Below are 15,385 nucleotides of genomic sequence, written 5' to 3'. Positions count from 1 at the left end.
CGGATTACGCCCTGCGGGCTAATCCGACCTACGCGGCGTCATGATTTCGTAGGTCGGCTGAGCGCCAACGGCGCGCAGGCCGACAATCACCGCACGCGACACTTAAAATAACGACATAACCAACAAAGGGAATTCATGAAACGCATCAGTCTTACGCAATACCTGGTTGAAGAGCAGCGCTCGAACAACAGCATTCCGGCCGAACTGCGCCTGCTGATCGAAGTCGTCGCGCGCGCGTGCAAAACCATCAGCCACGCCGTCGGCAAGGGCGCCCTGGGTGAAGTGCTGGGCACGGCCGACACGGAAAACGTGCAGGGCGAAGTGCAGAAAAAACTCGACATCATCTCCAACGAGATACTGCTCGAAGCGAACGAATGGGGTGGCCACCTGGCGGCCATGGCGTCGGAAGAGATGGAATCGATCCACCCGATTCCGAACCGCTATCCGAAGGGCGAATACATGCTGCTGTTCGACCCGCTGGACGGCTCGTCGAACATCGACGTCAACGTCTCCATCGGCACCATCTTTTCGGTGCTGAAGGCGCCGGAAGGCATGGGGCAGCCGACCGAACAGGACTTCATGCAGGCGGGCAGCAAGCAAGTGGCGGCCGGTTACGCCGTGTACGGCCCGCAAACCATGCTGGTGCTGACCTTCGGCAATGGCGTGAACTGCTTCACCCTGGACCGCGAAATGGGTTCGTGGGTCCTCACGCAAAGCAATATGCAGATTCCGCCGACGACGAAGGAATTCGCCATCAACATGTCGAACGCGCGCCACTGGCATCCGCCCGTGAAGCGCTATGTCGACGAACTGCTGGCCGGCGACACGGGTCCGCGCGGCACCAACTTCAACATGCGCTGGATCGCCTCGATGGTGGCCGACGTGCACCGCATCCTGAACCGCGGCGGCATCTTCATGTACCCGGCCGACCTGCGCGACACGTCAATGCCGGGCAAGCTGCGCCTGATGTACGAAGCGAACCCGATGGCTTTCATCGTTGAGCAAGCGGGCGGCGCGGCCACCGACGGCCAGCAGCGCATCATGGACATCGCCCCGCACAAGCTGCACCAGCGCGTGCCCGTCTTCCTCGGCTCGAAAGACGAAGTGGCCCGCGTCACGGCCTACCACGCGGAGTAAAAAAGCCGCACTTTTCCACGATTTTCAGCGGCCCGCAGCCGGGCCGCTGAAAAAATGCAAAAAAGTTCGCGTTGACACTAGCAAATTTTGTGCATTGTTTGTAGAATGTGGGTCTTCGCCGTTGTAGCTCAGTTGGTAGAGCAGCACATTCGTAATGTGAAGGTCGCCAGTTCGATTCCGGCCAACGGCACCAAGTTTCATCAGAAGACCCGCTGACTTGCAAAAGTCAGCGGGTTTTTTGTTGTCTGTCACATTCCCCGGCTCAGATCCACTGATCGTTTTCCACCGTGCGCTCGCCCGCGTCGCCGTCGCCCGTGTTGACCACGCCGCGCGGCTCGATCAGCAGCAGCCTGGTTTCGGCGGGGGCGCACGGTTTATGTTCGATCCCCTTGGCTACCACCGCCATCTGGCCGGCACGCAGCACGATGGCGTGTCCTTCCGCGTAGCCAGGACCGCGCAGGGCGATGCGCAATTGCCCTTCCAGCACGATGAAGGTTTCGTCCGTATCGGCATGCCGGTGCCACTGGAATTCGCCCAGTACCTTGACGACCTTGAATTGGTAGTCATTCATTTCGGCGATGACGCGCGGCTGCCAGTGCCCGTCGATCAGGGCGACCTTGCGCGCCAGGTCGATGGATTGGCCCTGGCCGCGCGTGGTGATGGTGATGGTGGACATGCTGTGCTCCGTTCAAGTGGCGATGCAGCCAGAATACGCATGCACTTGCGAGCAGTATTGAACGATCGTGGGTGTTTTCAGCTCTTGGTGCTACCGCCGGCGTAGCGCAGCCAGCGGCCAGGCGTCAGTCCATGGGTTTTCAGGAAATGCCGCGTCATGTGGCTCTGGTCGGCGAAGCCCGCGGCCATGGCGGCCGAGGCGAGCGTGGCGCCAGCCAGCAGCAGGCGCCGCACCATTTCCAGGCGCCGCATCGTCAGATAGCGGTACGGGCTGGTGCCATAGAACACGCGAAAGTCGTGCGACAGGCTCCAGCGGTCGCGTCCCGTTGCCGCTTCAAGTTCCGCCAGGGTGACGGCCTGCGTGCAGTGCGCCTGCAAGTAGTCGCGCGCGCGGCGCGCCGCCAGGAAGTCGCCTCGCAAGCGCTGTGCCGGCGTGCCGGCCACCGCCGCCAGCGCATGCGCCAGCTCGGCCAGCGCCTCGCTCTGTTCCAGCGCTTCGAGCGGGTGGCCGTCGTGCGGCAGCAAGGCGGAGGTGGCGGCTGCCAGGCGGGGATCGGTCGACACGCCGCCTTCGATGAAGGGCAGCGCGCGTCCGCCCAGCACGTCCTGGAACAGCGCCGGTTCGATATACAGCATGCGGTAACGGAAGCCTGCGTCGGTACCCGCCTGGCCATCGTGCGCCTCGTCGGGATGCAGGATCATGGTATTGCCGGGCAGGCTGTCGCGCTGCCCGCGACGGTAGCTGAAACGCTGCACGCCCGCCAGCGTGCGGCCGATGGCATAGGTGTCGTGGCGGTGCATGGCATAGGCCTTGCCCTTGAACCATGCCTCGATGCGTTCGACCCCTTGTACCGGTTCGGCGCACTTGACCCAGTCGCTGCGCGCCGGCGCTGATGCTCGCTTCATGATGTTTGTCCGTGGATGCCCGCCCTGGTTGCCGATTGCTGACTGTACCCGCCGCGCGCGGGGCTGTCCACGAAAACCGCCGTATCAGAAATCGTGCCTCAGAAATTGTGCCGGATTCCCAGCGCCACGCCCGACATGGTGGCGCCCTTTGTTGCTGCATCGCGTCCCAGGCTGTTGATGGCAAAGTCGGCGACGCCGTGGCCGCCGTTGGCCAGGCGCGTGTAGTAGGCATACAGGCTGCTGCGTTTCGACAGCTGGTAGTCGTAGCCGGCGGTGGCGTGGGTGGCGCCCGTACCGGCTCCCGCGCGCACCGTGCCGATGGTTTCCAGCGCGCCGCCGCTGGCGCTTTGGGCATGCGCCAGGCCGAAACGCAAGCCATGGCGGCCGAACTGGCGCGTGGCGGAGACATACACCGTGCGGCGGCGCAGCTCGCCCGTGGCAGTGTCGTAGCGCAGGCTTTCCAGCGCCAGCGCCAGCTGCGTGGCGCTATCGACACGCCAGGCCAGGGCCAGCTTGCTGCCACGGTCCGTGAGTCCGCGTCCCTGGTAGCCGTGGTGCTCTTCCTGCGCCAGGGTAGCGTACAGGGTGCCGCCATCGTAGATCAATGCGGCCGACGTCAGTGCCGGATGCGCGCCGTTGGCGGGCCGTTCTTCCCCCATGCCGCGCGCCACGCGCAGCGACCAGCCCTGCCACTGCGGCGTCCAGTAATGCACGCTGTTCTGCTGGCGCCGGTCGAAGGAATACGTGTTGCTGGTATTGCTTTCGCTGGCGCCGGCGCCGTTGCCCATCAGGCTCATGTAGCCGGCCGTGGTGGGGTAGAACGGGTCGAGCGCGGACGTGGCGCTGTTGTAGGGCAGGGCCCAGTTCCCGCCAAACAGCGTGCCCCACGGGCCGGCAATGCCGACGCGTGTGTCGCGCGCGGCGATGGACCCCGCGCCCGTGTCGGGCGCCAAGGTGCCCTCGACCTGGAACAGCGCCTGCCAGCCGCCGCCCAGGTCTTCGCTGCCGCGAAAACCGAGCACCGAGCGGTTGTTGGAGACGCGCTGCACGCTCTCGCCGCTGCCTGACGAATGCAGCGCTTCGAGCGCCACGTTCAGGCGGCCGTACAGCTGCACATTCTGTTGTGCCGCGGCGGGCAGGGCCGCCGCCAGCGCCAGCGCGCCGGCCGCCAGCAAAGGCAATCGCGTCAGCAGGGCATCAGAATGCAAAGCAGCTGCACCCCAGCGCGCCCCAGAAGCCGGAATGGCTGGAGACGGGCACGGAACTCTTGCGCGCCACGTCGTGGGCGTGGGCGTGCACGCCGCAGGCGCCCTGGCACTGGTGCTGTTGCATGACGCTGCTCTTTTGCGGCGGCGCGGCACGGTAATGGCCAGCCACGTTTTTCACGGGCGACCAGTCCGGCAATACCGGGATGGGAGGCGGCGCCAGTGGCGTGAATTCCGCCTGGCCGTAGACGATCTTGCCGCCGACGATGGTGAGCACCGATTCGATGGACTTGATCGCCTCTTCAGCTATGCTGAAAAAATCCGCGCTCAGCACGGCCAGGTCGGCCAGCATGCCTTCCTGGATGCGGCCCTTCTTGCCTTGTTCGCTGGAGAACCAGGCGCTGCCCGCCGTCCACAGTTCCAGCGCCGTATCGCGCGACAAGCGGCTGCCCGCGTCGTACAGGCGCAAGCCGCCCACGGTGCGGCCCGATACCAGCCAGTACAGCGCCGTCCACGGGTTATAGCTGGCGACCCTGGTGGCGTCGGTGCCGCCGCCCACCGGCACGCCCGAGGCAAGCATGCGCGCGATCGGCGGCGTGGCCTTGGCCGCTTCCGCGCCGTAGCGGTCGACAAAATATTCGCCCTGGAAGGCCATGCGGTGCTGGATGGCGATGCCGCCGCCCAGCGCCTTGACCCGGTCGATGTTTTTCGGCGTGATGGTCTCGCAATGGTCGAACATCCAGTGCAGGCCGTCGAACGCGATATCGCGGTTGACCTTTTCAAAGACCGTCAGCATGCGGTCGATCGATTCGTCATAGGTGGCGTGCAGGCGGAAGGGCCAGCGTTTGGACACCAGGTGGCGCACGACCTTTTCCAGTTCGTCGTCCATGCCGGGCGCCAGGTCCGGGCGCGGCTCGAGGAAGTCTTCGAAGTCGGCGGCGGAAAACACCAGCATTTCGCCGGCGCCGTTATGGCGATAGTAATCGTCGCCCTGGTCCGGCGTCACCATCTGCGTCCATTTTTCGAAATCCTCCAGTTCGCGGCCCTTGTTTTGCGTGAACAGGTTGTAGGCGATGCGGATGGTCAGCTGCTCTTTTTGCGCCAGTTCCTCGACCACCGCGTAGTCTTCCGGATAATTCTGGAAGCCGCCGCCCGCGTCGATGGCGCTGGTCAGGCCGAGGCGATTGAGTTCGCGCATGAACTGGCGCGTGGAATTGACTTGCAATTCTCGCGGGAGGGTCGGACCCTTGGCCAGGGTCGCATATAAAATCATGGCGTTCGGGCGCGCGATCAGCATGCCGGTCGGGTTGCCGGCAGCGTCGCGCACGATTTCGCCGCCGGGCGGGTTCGGCGTGTTCTTGTCGTAGCCGACCACGCGCAAGGCCGCGCGGTTGAGCAGGGCGCGGTCGTACAGGTGCAGGATGAAAACGGGGGTGTCGGGCGCCGCCGCGTTGATTTCATCGAGGGTCGGCATGCGCTTTTCGGCGAACTGGAATTCGTTCCAGCCGCCCACCACGCGCACCCATTGCGGGTTCGGCGTGCGCAGCGCCTGTTCCCTGAGCATGCGCAGGGCGTCGGCCAGCGAAGGCACGCCTTCCCAGCGCAATTCCAGGTTGTAGTTCAAGCCGCCGCGGATCAGGTGCAGGTGCGAGTCGTTCAGGCCGGGAATCACGGTGCGGCCATTCAGGTCGATCACGCGGCTGTCGGGCGCGCGGTGGCGCATGACGTCTTCAAGATCGCCCACGGCGAGGAATTTGCCGTCGGCGATGGCCACCGCGCTCGCCTGTGGGCGCGACTTGTCGACGGTGTGGAAGCAGCCGTTGATCAGTATCAGCGGCGCGGCGGAGGAAAGGGACGGTTCGGTCATGATGCAGCTCCATGGTGGCAATGCGGGGGAGGCCGGGGCGCGGCCAGGATCTGCGGTCAGTGTAGCCCAGGGGCCGGGAGCGGACACGGGCCAAAAGATCAGGTATGGCGGCGCGCCGACTGGTCCAAGGGCGGGTGCGGCGGCGCGCGACATGGATTACCATGCCGGCAGTAGCGGCTGGGCATGCGTCCGGATGCATTTTTTATCGCGGTTTACCGCATCGCAGGGAGTCCTCATGGATCAAGCACCACACAGCCGTTTATACGGCACCAGCCTGGGCTTTTTGGCCGGGTATGTCGATACGCTGGGCTTTATCGCTCTGTTCGGCCTGTTTACCGCCCATGTCACGGGCAACTTCGTGCTGATCGGCGCCGCGCTGGCCGAACCGACGCGCATCCCCATCCTGCTGAAAATCCTCGCCTTTCCCGCCTTTATCGCGGGCATCGTCGTCACGCGCCTGATGGTGCTGGCCATCGAGCGCCGCGGCGGTCCGGCGTTGACGCTGGCCTTCCTGCTGCAATGGATCTTGTTGGCCGGTTTCATGGTGTTCGGCGTGCTGGCCGAGCCGGTCGGCAAGGAAGTGGGCACGCTGGCGATGCTCGCCGGCTTGCTGGGCACGGCCGCCATGGGCGTGCACGGCGCCACCAGCCGTCTGCTGCTGGCGCATCTGGCGCCGACCTCCATGATGACGGGGAACGTGACGCAGATCGTGCTCGACACCGTCGACGTGCTGCGCGGCGCGGCCGATGCCGCCACCCATGCGCGCTGCGGCAAGTTCTTCTGGCCGCTGCTGGCCTTTGCGCTGGGCGCCATCGCTGCCGGCTTTGGCTACCTGGTCTTCGGTTTCGCGGCGCTGGCCGTGCCGTTGGTGCTGCTGGGCGGGCTGATCGTGGTGGAGCAGCGTAGCGGACGGACCGCCGTGCCCGTGTCCTGACAGCCGCCATGCGCGCCTTCCTGCTGTGGCTGATGTTCATGCTGACCAGTCCTTGCGGGCTGGCCATCGATGCCGCACGCGGCATCCATCAGCTGCAGCACACGCGCTGGACGGCCAGTGAGGGCGCGCCCGACGATATCATCGTCATGGCACAGGGGAATGACGGTTTCCTGTGGCTGGGCACGCATGCGGGCGTGCGCCGTTTCGACGGCTTGCGCTTCGAGCCCGTGCGCGCGCGCCAGGGCAGCTTTCCCGACACGGTGGCGCTGGCGCTCAAGCGCGCCGCCGACGGCGGCATGTGGATAGGCTGGCAAGTGGGCGGCATCAGCCACGTCAAGGATGGCGTGGTGCGCAATTACGCCGAGCCGCAGGGCGTGCAGGCGGGGGCCATCTGGGGCTTTGCCATCGGCGGCGACGGCGCCGTGTGGGCGGCCGGCGTGTCCGGCATCTCGCGCTTCGATGGCCGGCGCTGGCAGGCGATGGGACCGGCGCAGGGCTACACGGCGCAAAAGGCGTCCGCCGTATTTGCCGACCGCGATGGCCGCATCGCCGTGTTCAGTGAAAACGGCCTGTTCATGTGGCAGGCGACGCAGTCGCGCTTCGCGCCGCCCATCGGCCGGCTTGACCTGCGCGCGCCGCCGCAGCAGGGACCCGACGGCCGCATCTATTTGCTGGAGATGCGCGGCATCCGCATCATCGAGTCGCTGGAACGCTACGAGCAGCTCGATCATCGGTGGATTTACCGCGATACCAGCGGCACCAGCGGCAGCATGCTGGTCGACCGCGCCGGCACCTTGTGGTTCGACAGCCAGTACGGCTTGCACCGCACGCGCAGTGGCGGCGCGCTGGCGCCGGGACAGCTGGGCATCAGCAGCGACACGGAATCGTTCCTGCCGCGCGATGGCTTGAGCAATGTCCTCGTCGCCTCCATGTGCGACGACAATGAAGGCAATGTCTGGGTTGCCACGTACGGCGGCCTGGACCGTTTCCGCCAGGCCGCGCCCGTGGTCCTGCGCACGCGTGCCGCGCCCGGCGTGGCCGAAGTGTTCCGTACCCAGGAAATGCTGACCGGAACGGCAGGCGCGATGTGGCTGTCGCGCGATGACGTCCTGGGGCCGCTGCTGCTGGCGCGGGCCGACGGCACGGTGCTGCGCGCGCCGCGCCTGGGCCCCATCAGCGCCATCCTGGAAGCGCCGGGCGGCCTGTGGGTGGCGGCGCGCGCCGGTCTGCAGCAGCTGGCCGGCGAGGATGGGCACGTACTGCGCACGGTCGCCTATCCATCCGGCGCGGCCGCGGTCAAGCGCATGCGCGCCGGCGTGCTCGCGCCCGATGGCAGCATCTGGGGCGTGTTCAGCGGCGCCGGCGTTTTCCAGTACCGCGACGGGGCCTGGCGGCGCGAACCGCTGCTGCCCGATGGCGGCGCGAAAGTGCCGCTGGCGCTGCTGGCCGACGCGGCCGGGCGCCTGTGGCTATCGTATGCCGATGGCAGCGTCGCCATGCTGGAACGGGGGCGGCTGCACACCTTCGGTCCCGCGCAGGGCCTGGACCTGGGCAAGATTCCCATGCTGATCGAATACCGAGGGCAGGTGTGGGCGGGCGGGCAGCGTGGCGTGGCGCTGTGGCGCGGCGGCCGCTTCGTCACCCTGCGCGGCGAGCCGGCCAGCGCCACCGAGGGCGTGGTGGGCCTGCTGCGCGCGCGCGACGGCAGCCTGTGGCTCAATCACGGCAGCGGCGCCGCGCACATTCCCGCCGCGGAAGTGGACCTGGCGCTGCGCGACGCCGCCCATGCCATGCGCGCCACCTCGTACGACGCCGTCGATGGCTTGAACGGCAGCATCGGCATGCTGCACAACCGCTCGGTGGCCGAAGCGGACGATGGCAAGATCTGGTTTTCGCGCCAGAGCGCGACGTTCTGGATCGATCCGCGCCAGGCGCTTGCGGCCTTGCCGGCGCCACGCGTTGAAATCGGCGCGCTGCTGGCAGACGGCCGGCGCGTCGATCCGCCCGCAAGCGCCGGCCTGCAGCTGGCGGCAGGCACGCGCGACGTGCAATTCCATTACAACGCCGCCAGTCTGGGCACGCCGGAGCGTTTGCAGTTCCGCTACCGGCTCGACGGCTACGATACACAGTGGCAGCAGGCGGGCGGCCGGCGCCTGGCGCAGTACACGGGCCTGGGTCCGGGCAGCTACCGCTTCGAAGTCATCGCGGCGAATGGCGACGGCGTGGCCAGCACCGTGGCGCAATTGCCGTTCCGCGTGCTGCCCGCCTTCTACCAGACATGGTGGTTCCGCAGCCTGTGCGCGGCGCTGCTGTTGGCCGCCGTGTACGGCGCCTGCCGCTGGCGGCTGCGCCAGCACGCCGCGCGCCTGCAGGCGCGGATGGAGGCGCAGCAGGCAGAGCGCGAACGCATCGCGCGCGAGCTGCACGATACCCTGCTGCAGGGCACGCAGGCGATGATCCTGCACTTTCACAATGCCAGCATGGCGCTCGCCGAGGATGATCCCGCGCGCGCCGCCATGCTGCGCGCGCTCGACGACGCCGATCGCATGCTGGGCGAAGGGCGCGACCACGTGCACGACTTGCGCGCCGGGGACGATGCCGGCGCGCGCTGGAGCGCCATCCTGCAACGCGAAGGCGAGCGGCTGGCGGCGCAGCACGGCATCGTGTTCCGCTATGCGCAGGAAGGCGAGGCGCGCCCGCTGCATGCGCACGCCGCGCACGAAATCTACCGCATCGCCAGCGAAGCGCTGCGCAATGCCTTCCAGCATGCGCGCGCGCAGGTGGTCGAGGTGGCGGTGCGCTATGCGCGCGGCGGCATCGAACTGGCCGTGCGCGACGATGGCCAGGGCTTGCCGCCGGTGGTGGCGGCAAACGGGCAGATTCCCGGGCACTGGGGCATGCCCGGCATGCGCGAGCGCGCCGCCAGGCTCGGTGCGCGCCTGTCGGTGGGCGGGCGCGACGGGGGCGGCACGCAGTGGCGCCTGCGGGTGCCGGCGCGCCGCGCCTGGCCGGCGGAGCACGGTCCGCTGCGCCGCTGGTGGCAGCGCTGGCGCCGCTCAGGCGTCGAGGATGCCACGCCGTAGCGCGATGGTGACGGCGTGGGTGCGGTCCCTGGCGCCCAGCTTGGCCAGGATGGTGCTCATGTGCGCCTTGACGGTTTCTTCCTTGATCTGCAGCAGGGCGCCCGTTTCGCGGTTGGAATTGCCTTGCGCAACCTGCTTGAGCACGTCCAGTTCGCGGTTCGACAGCACGTCGCTGCAGGCATACAGCGCCAGCTCCGCCTCGATCTCGGGCGTGATGTGGCGCCGCCCCGCGTGCACGTTCTGTATCGCCGCCAGCAGTTCGTGGCGCAGCGCGCTTTTCAGCACATAGCCGCCCGCGCCCGCGCGGATGGCGCGCAGCACCTGGGTGTCGCCCTTGTAGGTGGTCAGCACGATGATGCGCGCCTGCGGATGGCGCGCGCGGATGGCGCCGATGGCGTCCAGGCCGCTCATGCGCGGCATCTGCAAATCCATCAGCGTGACATCGGGCAGCAGCGCGTCAAATTGCTGCACCGCCTGCTGGCCATCGGTGGCCTGGCCCACCAGCGCCACGCCGGGAAAGGCGCGCAGCAGGGCCGCGATGCCGTCGAGCAGCAACTGGTGGTCGTCGGCGATGAGCACGCGTATCGCTGCCGTATCGCTGTGCATGATATTGCCAGGCAAAGAGGAGTTATCGATCAAGAGTCGTCGGAGCAGGGTGAGCAAAAGGTATTTTACCGCAGCGCTCGCCAGCCTGCAGGGGGGGATGGCCCGGGGGAGCCTATATTTAGATAGTGGTGCGGGCGCGCCGCCAGGCATACGATGCACGGCAGTACCCACTCAACCCTACTCTGCATGGATGACATCATGACCAATCCGAAACTGGAAGTCCTTACCCCCGACAATTGCCAGATCATCTTCATCGACCAGCAGCCGCAAATGGCCTTCGGCGTGCAGTCGATGGACCGGCAAGCGCTGAAAAACAATACCGTGGGCCTGGCCAAGGCCGCCAAGGCGTTCAATATCCCCACCATCATCACCACGGTGGAAACGGAAAGCTTCTCCGGCCACACCTATCCGGAACTGCTCGACGTTTTCCCCGGCAAGGATATCCTCGAGCGCAGCTCGATGAATTCGTGGGATGACCAGAAGGTGCGCGACGCGCTGGCCGCCAACGGCAAGAAGAAGGTTGTCGTTTCGGGCCTGTGGACGGAAGTGTGCAACAACAGCTTCGCCCTGTGCGCGATGCTCGAAGGCGACTACGAAATCTACATGGTGGCCGACGCCTCGGGCGGCACTTCGAAGGAAGCGCACGACTACGCCATGCAGCGCATGATCCAGGCTGGCGTGGTGCCCGTGACGTGGCAGCAGGTGCTGCTGGAATGGCAGCGCGACTGGGCGCACAAGGCAACCTATGACGCCGTCATGGCCATCGTGCGCGAACACTCGGGCGCCTACGGCATGGGCGTCGACTACGCCTACACGATGGTGCACAAGGCGCCGCAGCGCATCCATGGCGAGCACGCCACGCTGGCGCCGGTGCCGGCCAAGTAAACCCCGCACGGTCGTGCCATGCGCCGCGCGCCTGACCGCGCGCGGCGTTTTTTTTCATCGAAAGGAATGCGCCATGAAGTTATATGTGATTTCGCTGGCCGTGGGCTTGCTGGTCGGCATCATTTACGCCGTCTTGCAGGTGCGCTCGCCGGCGCCGCCCGCGATAGCCCTGATCGGCCTGCTGGGCATGCTGATCGGCGAACAGATCGTCCCCAGCGTCAAGCGCCTGATGGCGGGCGAAGCCATCACGGTGTCGTGGCTGCGCAGCGAATGCGTGCCGAAGATCAGCGGCGTAGAAGCGAAGCCAACGCAGGCCAAGGCTGAGCCGCAGCCGAAGGATGACGGCGTCGCCTGAACCCTGCCTGCCGAGCAAGATGCGCTAGAACGCGCCCAGCAAGCCGCGCCGGGCGGCCACCGTGGCCGCCTCGGTGCGGCTTGATACGTTGAGCTTGGTCAAAATATTATTCACGTGAAATTTGACGGTGCCCACCTCGATGCCGGCGCTGCGCGCGATCATCTTGTTGCTCTTGCCCGCCGACAGATGCAGCAGGATGTCGTGCTCGCGTTTCGACAGGCGGTTCGCCTCGATGCGGCCGGCCTGCTGCGCCGCCAGTTCCGGCGGCAGGTAGTGCCTGCCGGCGGCCACCTGGCCGATGCACTGCGTCAGTTGCAGGAAGCCGGAATCCTTCAGCAGGTAGCCGCGCGCGCCGGCGCGCAGGGCGCGGTGCACGCTGTCCTCGCCCTGGTAGGTGGTGAGGATGACGATCTTCGCTTGCGCGTCGTCTGCGCAGATGCGCTCGATCGCCTCGACGCCATGCATTTCCGGCATGTTCAAATCCATCAGCACCACGTCGGGCCGCAATTGCCGGTACAGCTCCACGGCGGCGACGCCCGTGCCGGCCTGGCCCAGCAGGACTAAACCCGGCAGGGAGGCGATCAGCGAGGCCAGGCCGGCCAGGATCAGCGGGTGGTCGTCGGCGATCAGCAGCGAGACTGGGGGCGCGGCGTCGTCGCGGGGTGTGTGCATGGCTGTGCTCATGGTGCTGGCAGGGTGAAGTGGAAGACTGTGCCGTGGGGCGCACCGGGCGCATGCCACAGGCGGCCGCCATGCGCGTCGAGGATGCGGCGGCAGATGGCCAGGCCCATGCCCATGCCGTCCGGCTTGCTGGAATACAGGGCCTGGTACAGGCGCCCGGCCGCCTGCGGCGCGATGCCGGCGCCGTTGTCGGCGACGCTGAAATGCTGCGCGCCGCCCTCCAGGCGCGAGGACAGCAGCACCGTGCGCGGCCGGCCGCTGGTGCCCTGCAGGGCTTCGATGGCATTCATCAGCAGGTTCAGGAGGACTTGCCGGAATTGCACCGGGTCGGCGCGCAGCAGCGGGCGGCCTGGCGCCAGCTGCGTTTCCAGGTCGATGGCGTGGCGTTGCAGTGGCGCGCGCAGCAGCGGCAGCAAGTCTTGCACGGCGTCGTCGGCGACAAAATGAGCGTGGCTGCCCGGCGCGTTGCAGGCCAGGCCATGCACGCTGCGCAGCACGGCGCTGGCATGGCTGCCGGCGCTGGCGACCAGGGCCAGCGCCGCGCGCGCCTCGTCGAGGCGGGGCGGATCGTGATCGAGCCAGCGCAAGGCGGCATCGGCATTGAGCGCAATGGCCGCCAATGGCTGGCGCACTTCGTGCGCGACCGACGCGGCAAATTCGCCCATGCCGCCCATGCGCTGCGCGTGCGCGGTGTCTTGTTTCTGAGGAAAATGGTGCATGCTGGCCATCGCGGGACTCCTGTCGTTCGCTGCGGCTCATGCCGCGCTGCAACAAGTATGCACGGCTTGGCAAACAAGGCAGTTATACGAATGGGGGAGGCGGGCGGTTTTTTTGCGCGGCGGCGAGAAACACCGCCGGAGCGCCGGCGGTGCGGAAAGCGCAGAACGCTCAGGACTGGATAAAGGCCAGCAAGTCTTCGTTCAGGCGGTCCTTGTGGGTTGCTGGCAAGCCGTGCGGCGCGCCTTCATAGATGACCAGCTTGGCGTTCTTGATGAGCTTTGCCGCCGCCTTGCCCGAAGCGTCGATGGGCACGATCTGGTCGTCGCCGCCGTGCACCACCAGGGTCGGCACGGAAATTTTCTTCAGGTCGGCCGTGAAATCCGTCTCGGAAAACTGCTTGATGCAATCGTAGGCGTTCTTGATGCCGCACTGCATGCCCTGCAGCCAGAAGGTATCGCGCATGCCTTGCGAGACCTTGTTGCCGGGACGGTTGGCGCCAAAGAATGGCACCGTCAGGTCCTTGAAAAATTGCGAGCGGTCGGCCAGCACGCCGGCGCGGATGCCGTCGAAGACGGACATCGGCAAGCCGCCGGGATTGGTGTCCGACTTGACCATCTGCGGCGGCACGGCGCCCACCAGCACGGCCTTGGCCACGCGCTTTTCGCCATGGCGGCCGATGTAGCGCGCCACTTCGCCGCCGCCCGTCGAATGGCCGACCAGGGTCGCGCCCTTGATGTCGAGCGCGTCGAGCAGGGTGGCCAGGTCGTCGGCGTAGGTATCCATGTCATTGCCCTGCCATGGCTGGCTGGACAGGCCGTGGCCGCGGCGGTCGTGCGCGATCACGCGGTAGCCGTGGCTGGCCAGGAACATCATCTGGTCTTCCCAGGCGTCGCCCTGCAAGGGCCAGCCGTGGCTGAAGACGACGGGCGTGCCCGTGCCCCAGTCCTTGAAATGGATGACGGTGCCATCCTTGACGGTGATGCTGTTGACGCTGAGCTTGCCCGGCGCGGCGGCGGCGGCAGGCTTGGCGGCGGCGCTGGCGCCACCGGCGGCCAGCAGGCCCGCGCCGGCGGCGACACCGGCGACGCTGACGAGCAGCTTGCGGCGGGAGTTGACTTCTTCGGCTTCGATTTTCTTCGACATGATGCATTTCCTTCGGGGATGGGGGAGGGGCCGGTTACGGCCTGGGCCAGTGATGGCATCAGCGAGTCTAGCCCTTTGCGCGCGCCGGCGCCTCTGCCAAAAGACCAGCCTGGGCCGTGTCGTCACCCTGTACTGCGTCCTGTTCGCGGAAATCCTCTGCCCGCTTGGCCTGCCTGCCCTTGCTGTTCCTGCTGGGCGTGTCGATGCTGCGCGTCCACCCTGAGTGGCGTATCGTCGGCGGCCATTTCGGCTGGCTGCTGATCATCGTCTTCCGCGCCATCGCCATCCGCGGCGTGGGATGCCATACGCGCGATGCGCGGCTGCACGCCTAAATCACGAATTTTCGCCCGCCCCACCGGACCGTCGGGATTGCTATTTCCAGCAGGAATTTAAGTCTGGCCTCAAGGTGTGGCAGCGCACAGTGGCGGGTGACTGTCGCGGTTAAGGTAGTACCAACAGCTTGCTGCTGATCCACTGTTTGATATGGCTCAGCCCGGCAGCGTTTAGTCGCTTCTTTTTCTCCGAAGCGAGGAGAATCATGATTCGGTCACGGCATCGAGCATGGTTGAAATTATTCACTGTTAAAGGAAACCATCATGAACGCGATTGAAAAAACCAGCTCCGATATGAACGGCAACGTCCAGGATACCCGCCAGGACTTGCACCGCACCATCGACAAGGTGGCAAGCCAGGCCCAGCCCCTGGCCGACAAGGTCGCCACGCGCGCCCATGACGGCGTGGACCAGGTGGGCGAGCGCATCGGCCAGGTCAGCGACAGCGTCAACAAGGCTTCCGAACGCGTGATGGCGCGCGGCAAGCAATTGGGCGCCGCCTGCCAGCGCGCTGGCGAGACGGGCCGCGATTATGTGCGCGAGCGCCCGGCCATGTCCCTGCTGATTGCGGCAGCGGCCGGGTATGGTCTGTCGAAACTGCTCGGTTCGCGTAAATAAGTTCTGCGCCTTGCCGGAAGGTAGTTGTCGTGGGCGCTGTTCCCTACGCCGTCATGGCGGGCCGGTCCAGCGCCCACGCGCACAAGGCAGTGGCGGCAGTAAAGGAGAGTGATGATGCGCTCCATTTTGTTGTGGTTGATCGGCATACCTATTCCCATCATTATTTTGATTGCCCTGTTCGTGCGCTGAATGAGGGAGTTGTAGCGTTACTTCCCGGGGCAGACTACTCACAGGAGAT

At 66.4% G+C, this 15,385-nt stretch carries 15 protein-coding genes and 1 tRNA gene; 8 read left to right on the top strand and 8 right to left on the bottom strand.

Features of this window, described 5'->3' with window-relative positions; translation table 11 throughout:
- Positions 1 to 135: 135 nt before the first annotated feature.
- On the top strand, positions 136 to 1,137 hold the full coding sequence (locus AC54AF_RS07350) for a class 1 fructose-bisphosphatase (RefSeq protein WP_131685345.1): 1,002 nt from the start codon (positions 136 to 138) through the stop codon (positions 1,135 to 1,137).
- A 117-nt stretch (positions 1,138 to 1,254) separates the two neighbouring features.
- Positions 1,255 to 1,330: transfer RNA gene (locus tag AC54AF_RS07345), tRNA-Thr, on the top strand.
- A 69-nt stretch (positions 1,331 to 1,399) separates the two neighbouring features.
- On the opposite strand, the gene AC54AF_RS07340 is transcribed toward AC54AF_RS07345, so the two are convergent.
- The 4 genes from AC54AF_RS07340 to AC54AF_RS07325 all read right to left on the bottom strand — a co-directional run bounded on the left by AC54AF_RS07340 (position 1,400) and on the right by AC54AF_RS07325 (position 5,790).
- Complete coding sequence (locus AC54AF_RS07340; protein ID WP_496636014.1) at positions 1,400 to 1,813, bottom strand: cupin domain-containing protein; 414 nt, start codon at positions 1,811 to 1,813, stop codon at positions 1,400 to 1,402.
- 77 nt (positions 1,814 to 1,890) lie between these two features.
- Positions 1,891 to 2,718, bottom strand: a complete 828-nt coding sequence (locus AC54AF_RS07335) for an AraC family transcriptional regulator (protein WP_496636013.1) — start codon at positions 2,716 to 2,718, stop codon at positions 1,891 to 1,893.
- A 98-nt stretch (positions 2,719 to 2,816) separates the two neighbouring features.
- A complete protein-coding gene (locus tag AC54AF_RS07330) occupies positions 2,817 to 3,926 on the bottom strand; it encodes a porin (protein ID WP_496636012.1) in 1,110 nt (369 codons plus the stop codon).
- On the bottom strand, positions 3,916 to 5,790 hold the full coding sequence (locus AC54AF_RS07325) for an amidohydrolase (protein WP_496636011.1): 1,875 nt from the start codon (positions 5,788 to 5,790) through the stop codon (positions 3,916 to 3,918). The genes AC54AF_RS07330 and AC54AF_RS07325 overlap by 11 nt, the downstream gene beginning before the upstream one ends.
- 235 nt (positions 5,791 to 6,025) lie before the next feature.
- Here AC54AF_RS07325 and AC54AF_RS07320 point away from each other — a divergent pair, with 235 nt between their 5' ends.
- Entirely contained in the window at positions 6,026 to 6,724 is a 699-nt protein-coding gene (locus AC54AF_RS07320; RefSeq protein ID WP_496636010.1) for a YoaK family protein, read from the top strand.
- A gap of 8 nt (positions 6,725 to 6,732) precedes the next feature.
- Entirely contained in the window at positions 6,733 to 9,807 is a 3,075-nt protein-coding gene (locus AC54AF_RS07315; RefSeq protein WP_496636009.1) for a sensor histidine kinase, read from the top strand.
- Here the strand turns inward: AC54AF_RS07315 and AC54AF_RS07310 are convergent.
- Positions 9,781 to 10,413, bottom strand: a complete 633-nt coding sequence (locus AC54AF_RS07310; RefSeq protein ID WP_496636008.1) for a response regulator — start codon at positions 10,411 to 10,413, stop codon at positions 9,781 to 9,783. The two genes, AC54AF_RS07315 and AC54AF_RS07310, sit on opposite strands and share 27 nt — an antisense overlap.
- Before the next feature lie 198 nt (positions 10,414 to 10,611).
- Between AC54AF_RS07310 and AC54AF_RS07305 the strand changes: the two genes are divergently transcribed.
- Positions 10,612 to 11,298 (top strand): hydrolase, encoded by a 687-nt coding sequence (locus tag AC54AF_RS07305; RefSeq protein WP_496636007.1) that lies wholly within the window; start codon positions 10,612 to 10,614, stop codon positions 11,296 to 11,298.
- 73 nt (positions 11,299 to 11,371) lie between these two features.
- Positions 11,372 to 11,653 (top strand): XapX domain-containing protein, encoded by a 282-nt coding sequence (locus tag AC54AF_RS07300; protein ID WP_496636006.1) that lies wholly within the window; start codon positions 11,372 to 11,374, stop codon positions 11,651 to 11,653.
- A gap of 24 nt (positions 11,654 to 11,677) precedes the next feature.
- On the opposite strand, the gene AC54AF_RS07295 is transcribed toward AC54AF_RS07300, so the two are convergent.
- From AC54AF_RS07295 to AC54AF_RS07285, 3 genes are all read right to left on the bottom strand, one after another.
- A complete protein-coding gene (locus AC54AF_RS07295) occupies positions 11,678 to 12,325 on the bottom strand; it encodes a response regulator (protein ID WP_496636005.1) in 648 nt (215 codons plus the stop codon).
- A gap of 8 nt (positions 12,326 to 12,333) precedes the next feature.
- Entirely contained in the window at positions 12,334 to 13,062 is a 729-nt protein-coding gene (locus AC54AF_RS07290; RefSeq protein WP_496636004.1) for a sensor histidine kinase, read from the bottom strand.
- Positions 13,063 to 13,222: 160 nt separating this feature from the next.
- Positions 13,223 to 14,197: an alpha/beta fold hydrolase gene (locus tag AC54AF_RS07285; RefSeq protein ID WP_496636003.1), complete on the bottom strand. Its 975-nt coding sequence runs from the start codon at positions 14,195 to 14,197 to the stop codon at positions 13,223 to 13,225.
- A 164-nt stretch (positions 14,198 to 14,361) separates the two neighbouring features.
- Here AC54AF_RS07285 and AC54AF_RS07280 point away from each other — a divergent pair, with 164 nt between their 5' ends.
- Complete coding sequence (locus AC54AF_RS07280) at positions 14,362 to 14,529, top strand: hypothetical protein (protein ID WP_496636002.1); 168 nt, start codon at positions 14,362 to 14,364, stop codon at positions 14,527 to 14,529.
- Positions 14,530 to 14,793: 264 nt separating this feature from the next.
- A complete protein-coding gene (locus AC54AF_RS07275; RefSeq protein WP_496636001.1) occupies positions 14,794 to 15,147 on the top strand; it encodes an ElaB/YgaM/YqjD family protein in 354 nt (117 codons plus the stop codon).
- Positions 15,148 to 15,385 lie beyond the last annotated feature (238 nt).

The sequence above is a fragment of the Janthinobacterium sp. JF4 genome, from assembly GCF_059617925.1.
Note: the sequence above shows the minus strand (reverse complement) of the source record. Positions and strands in the feature narration are given on the sequence as shown.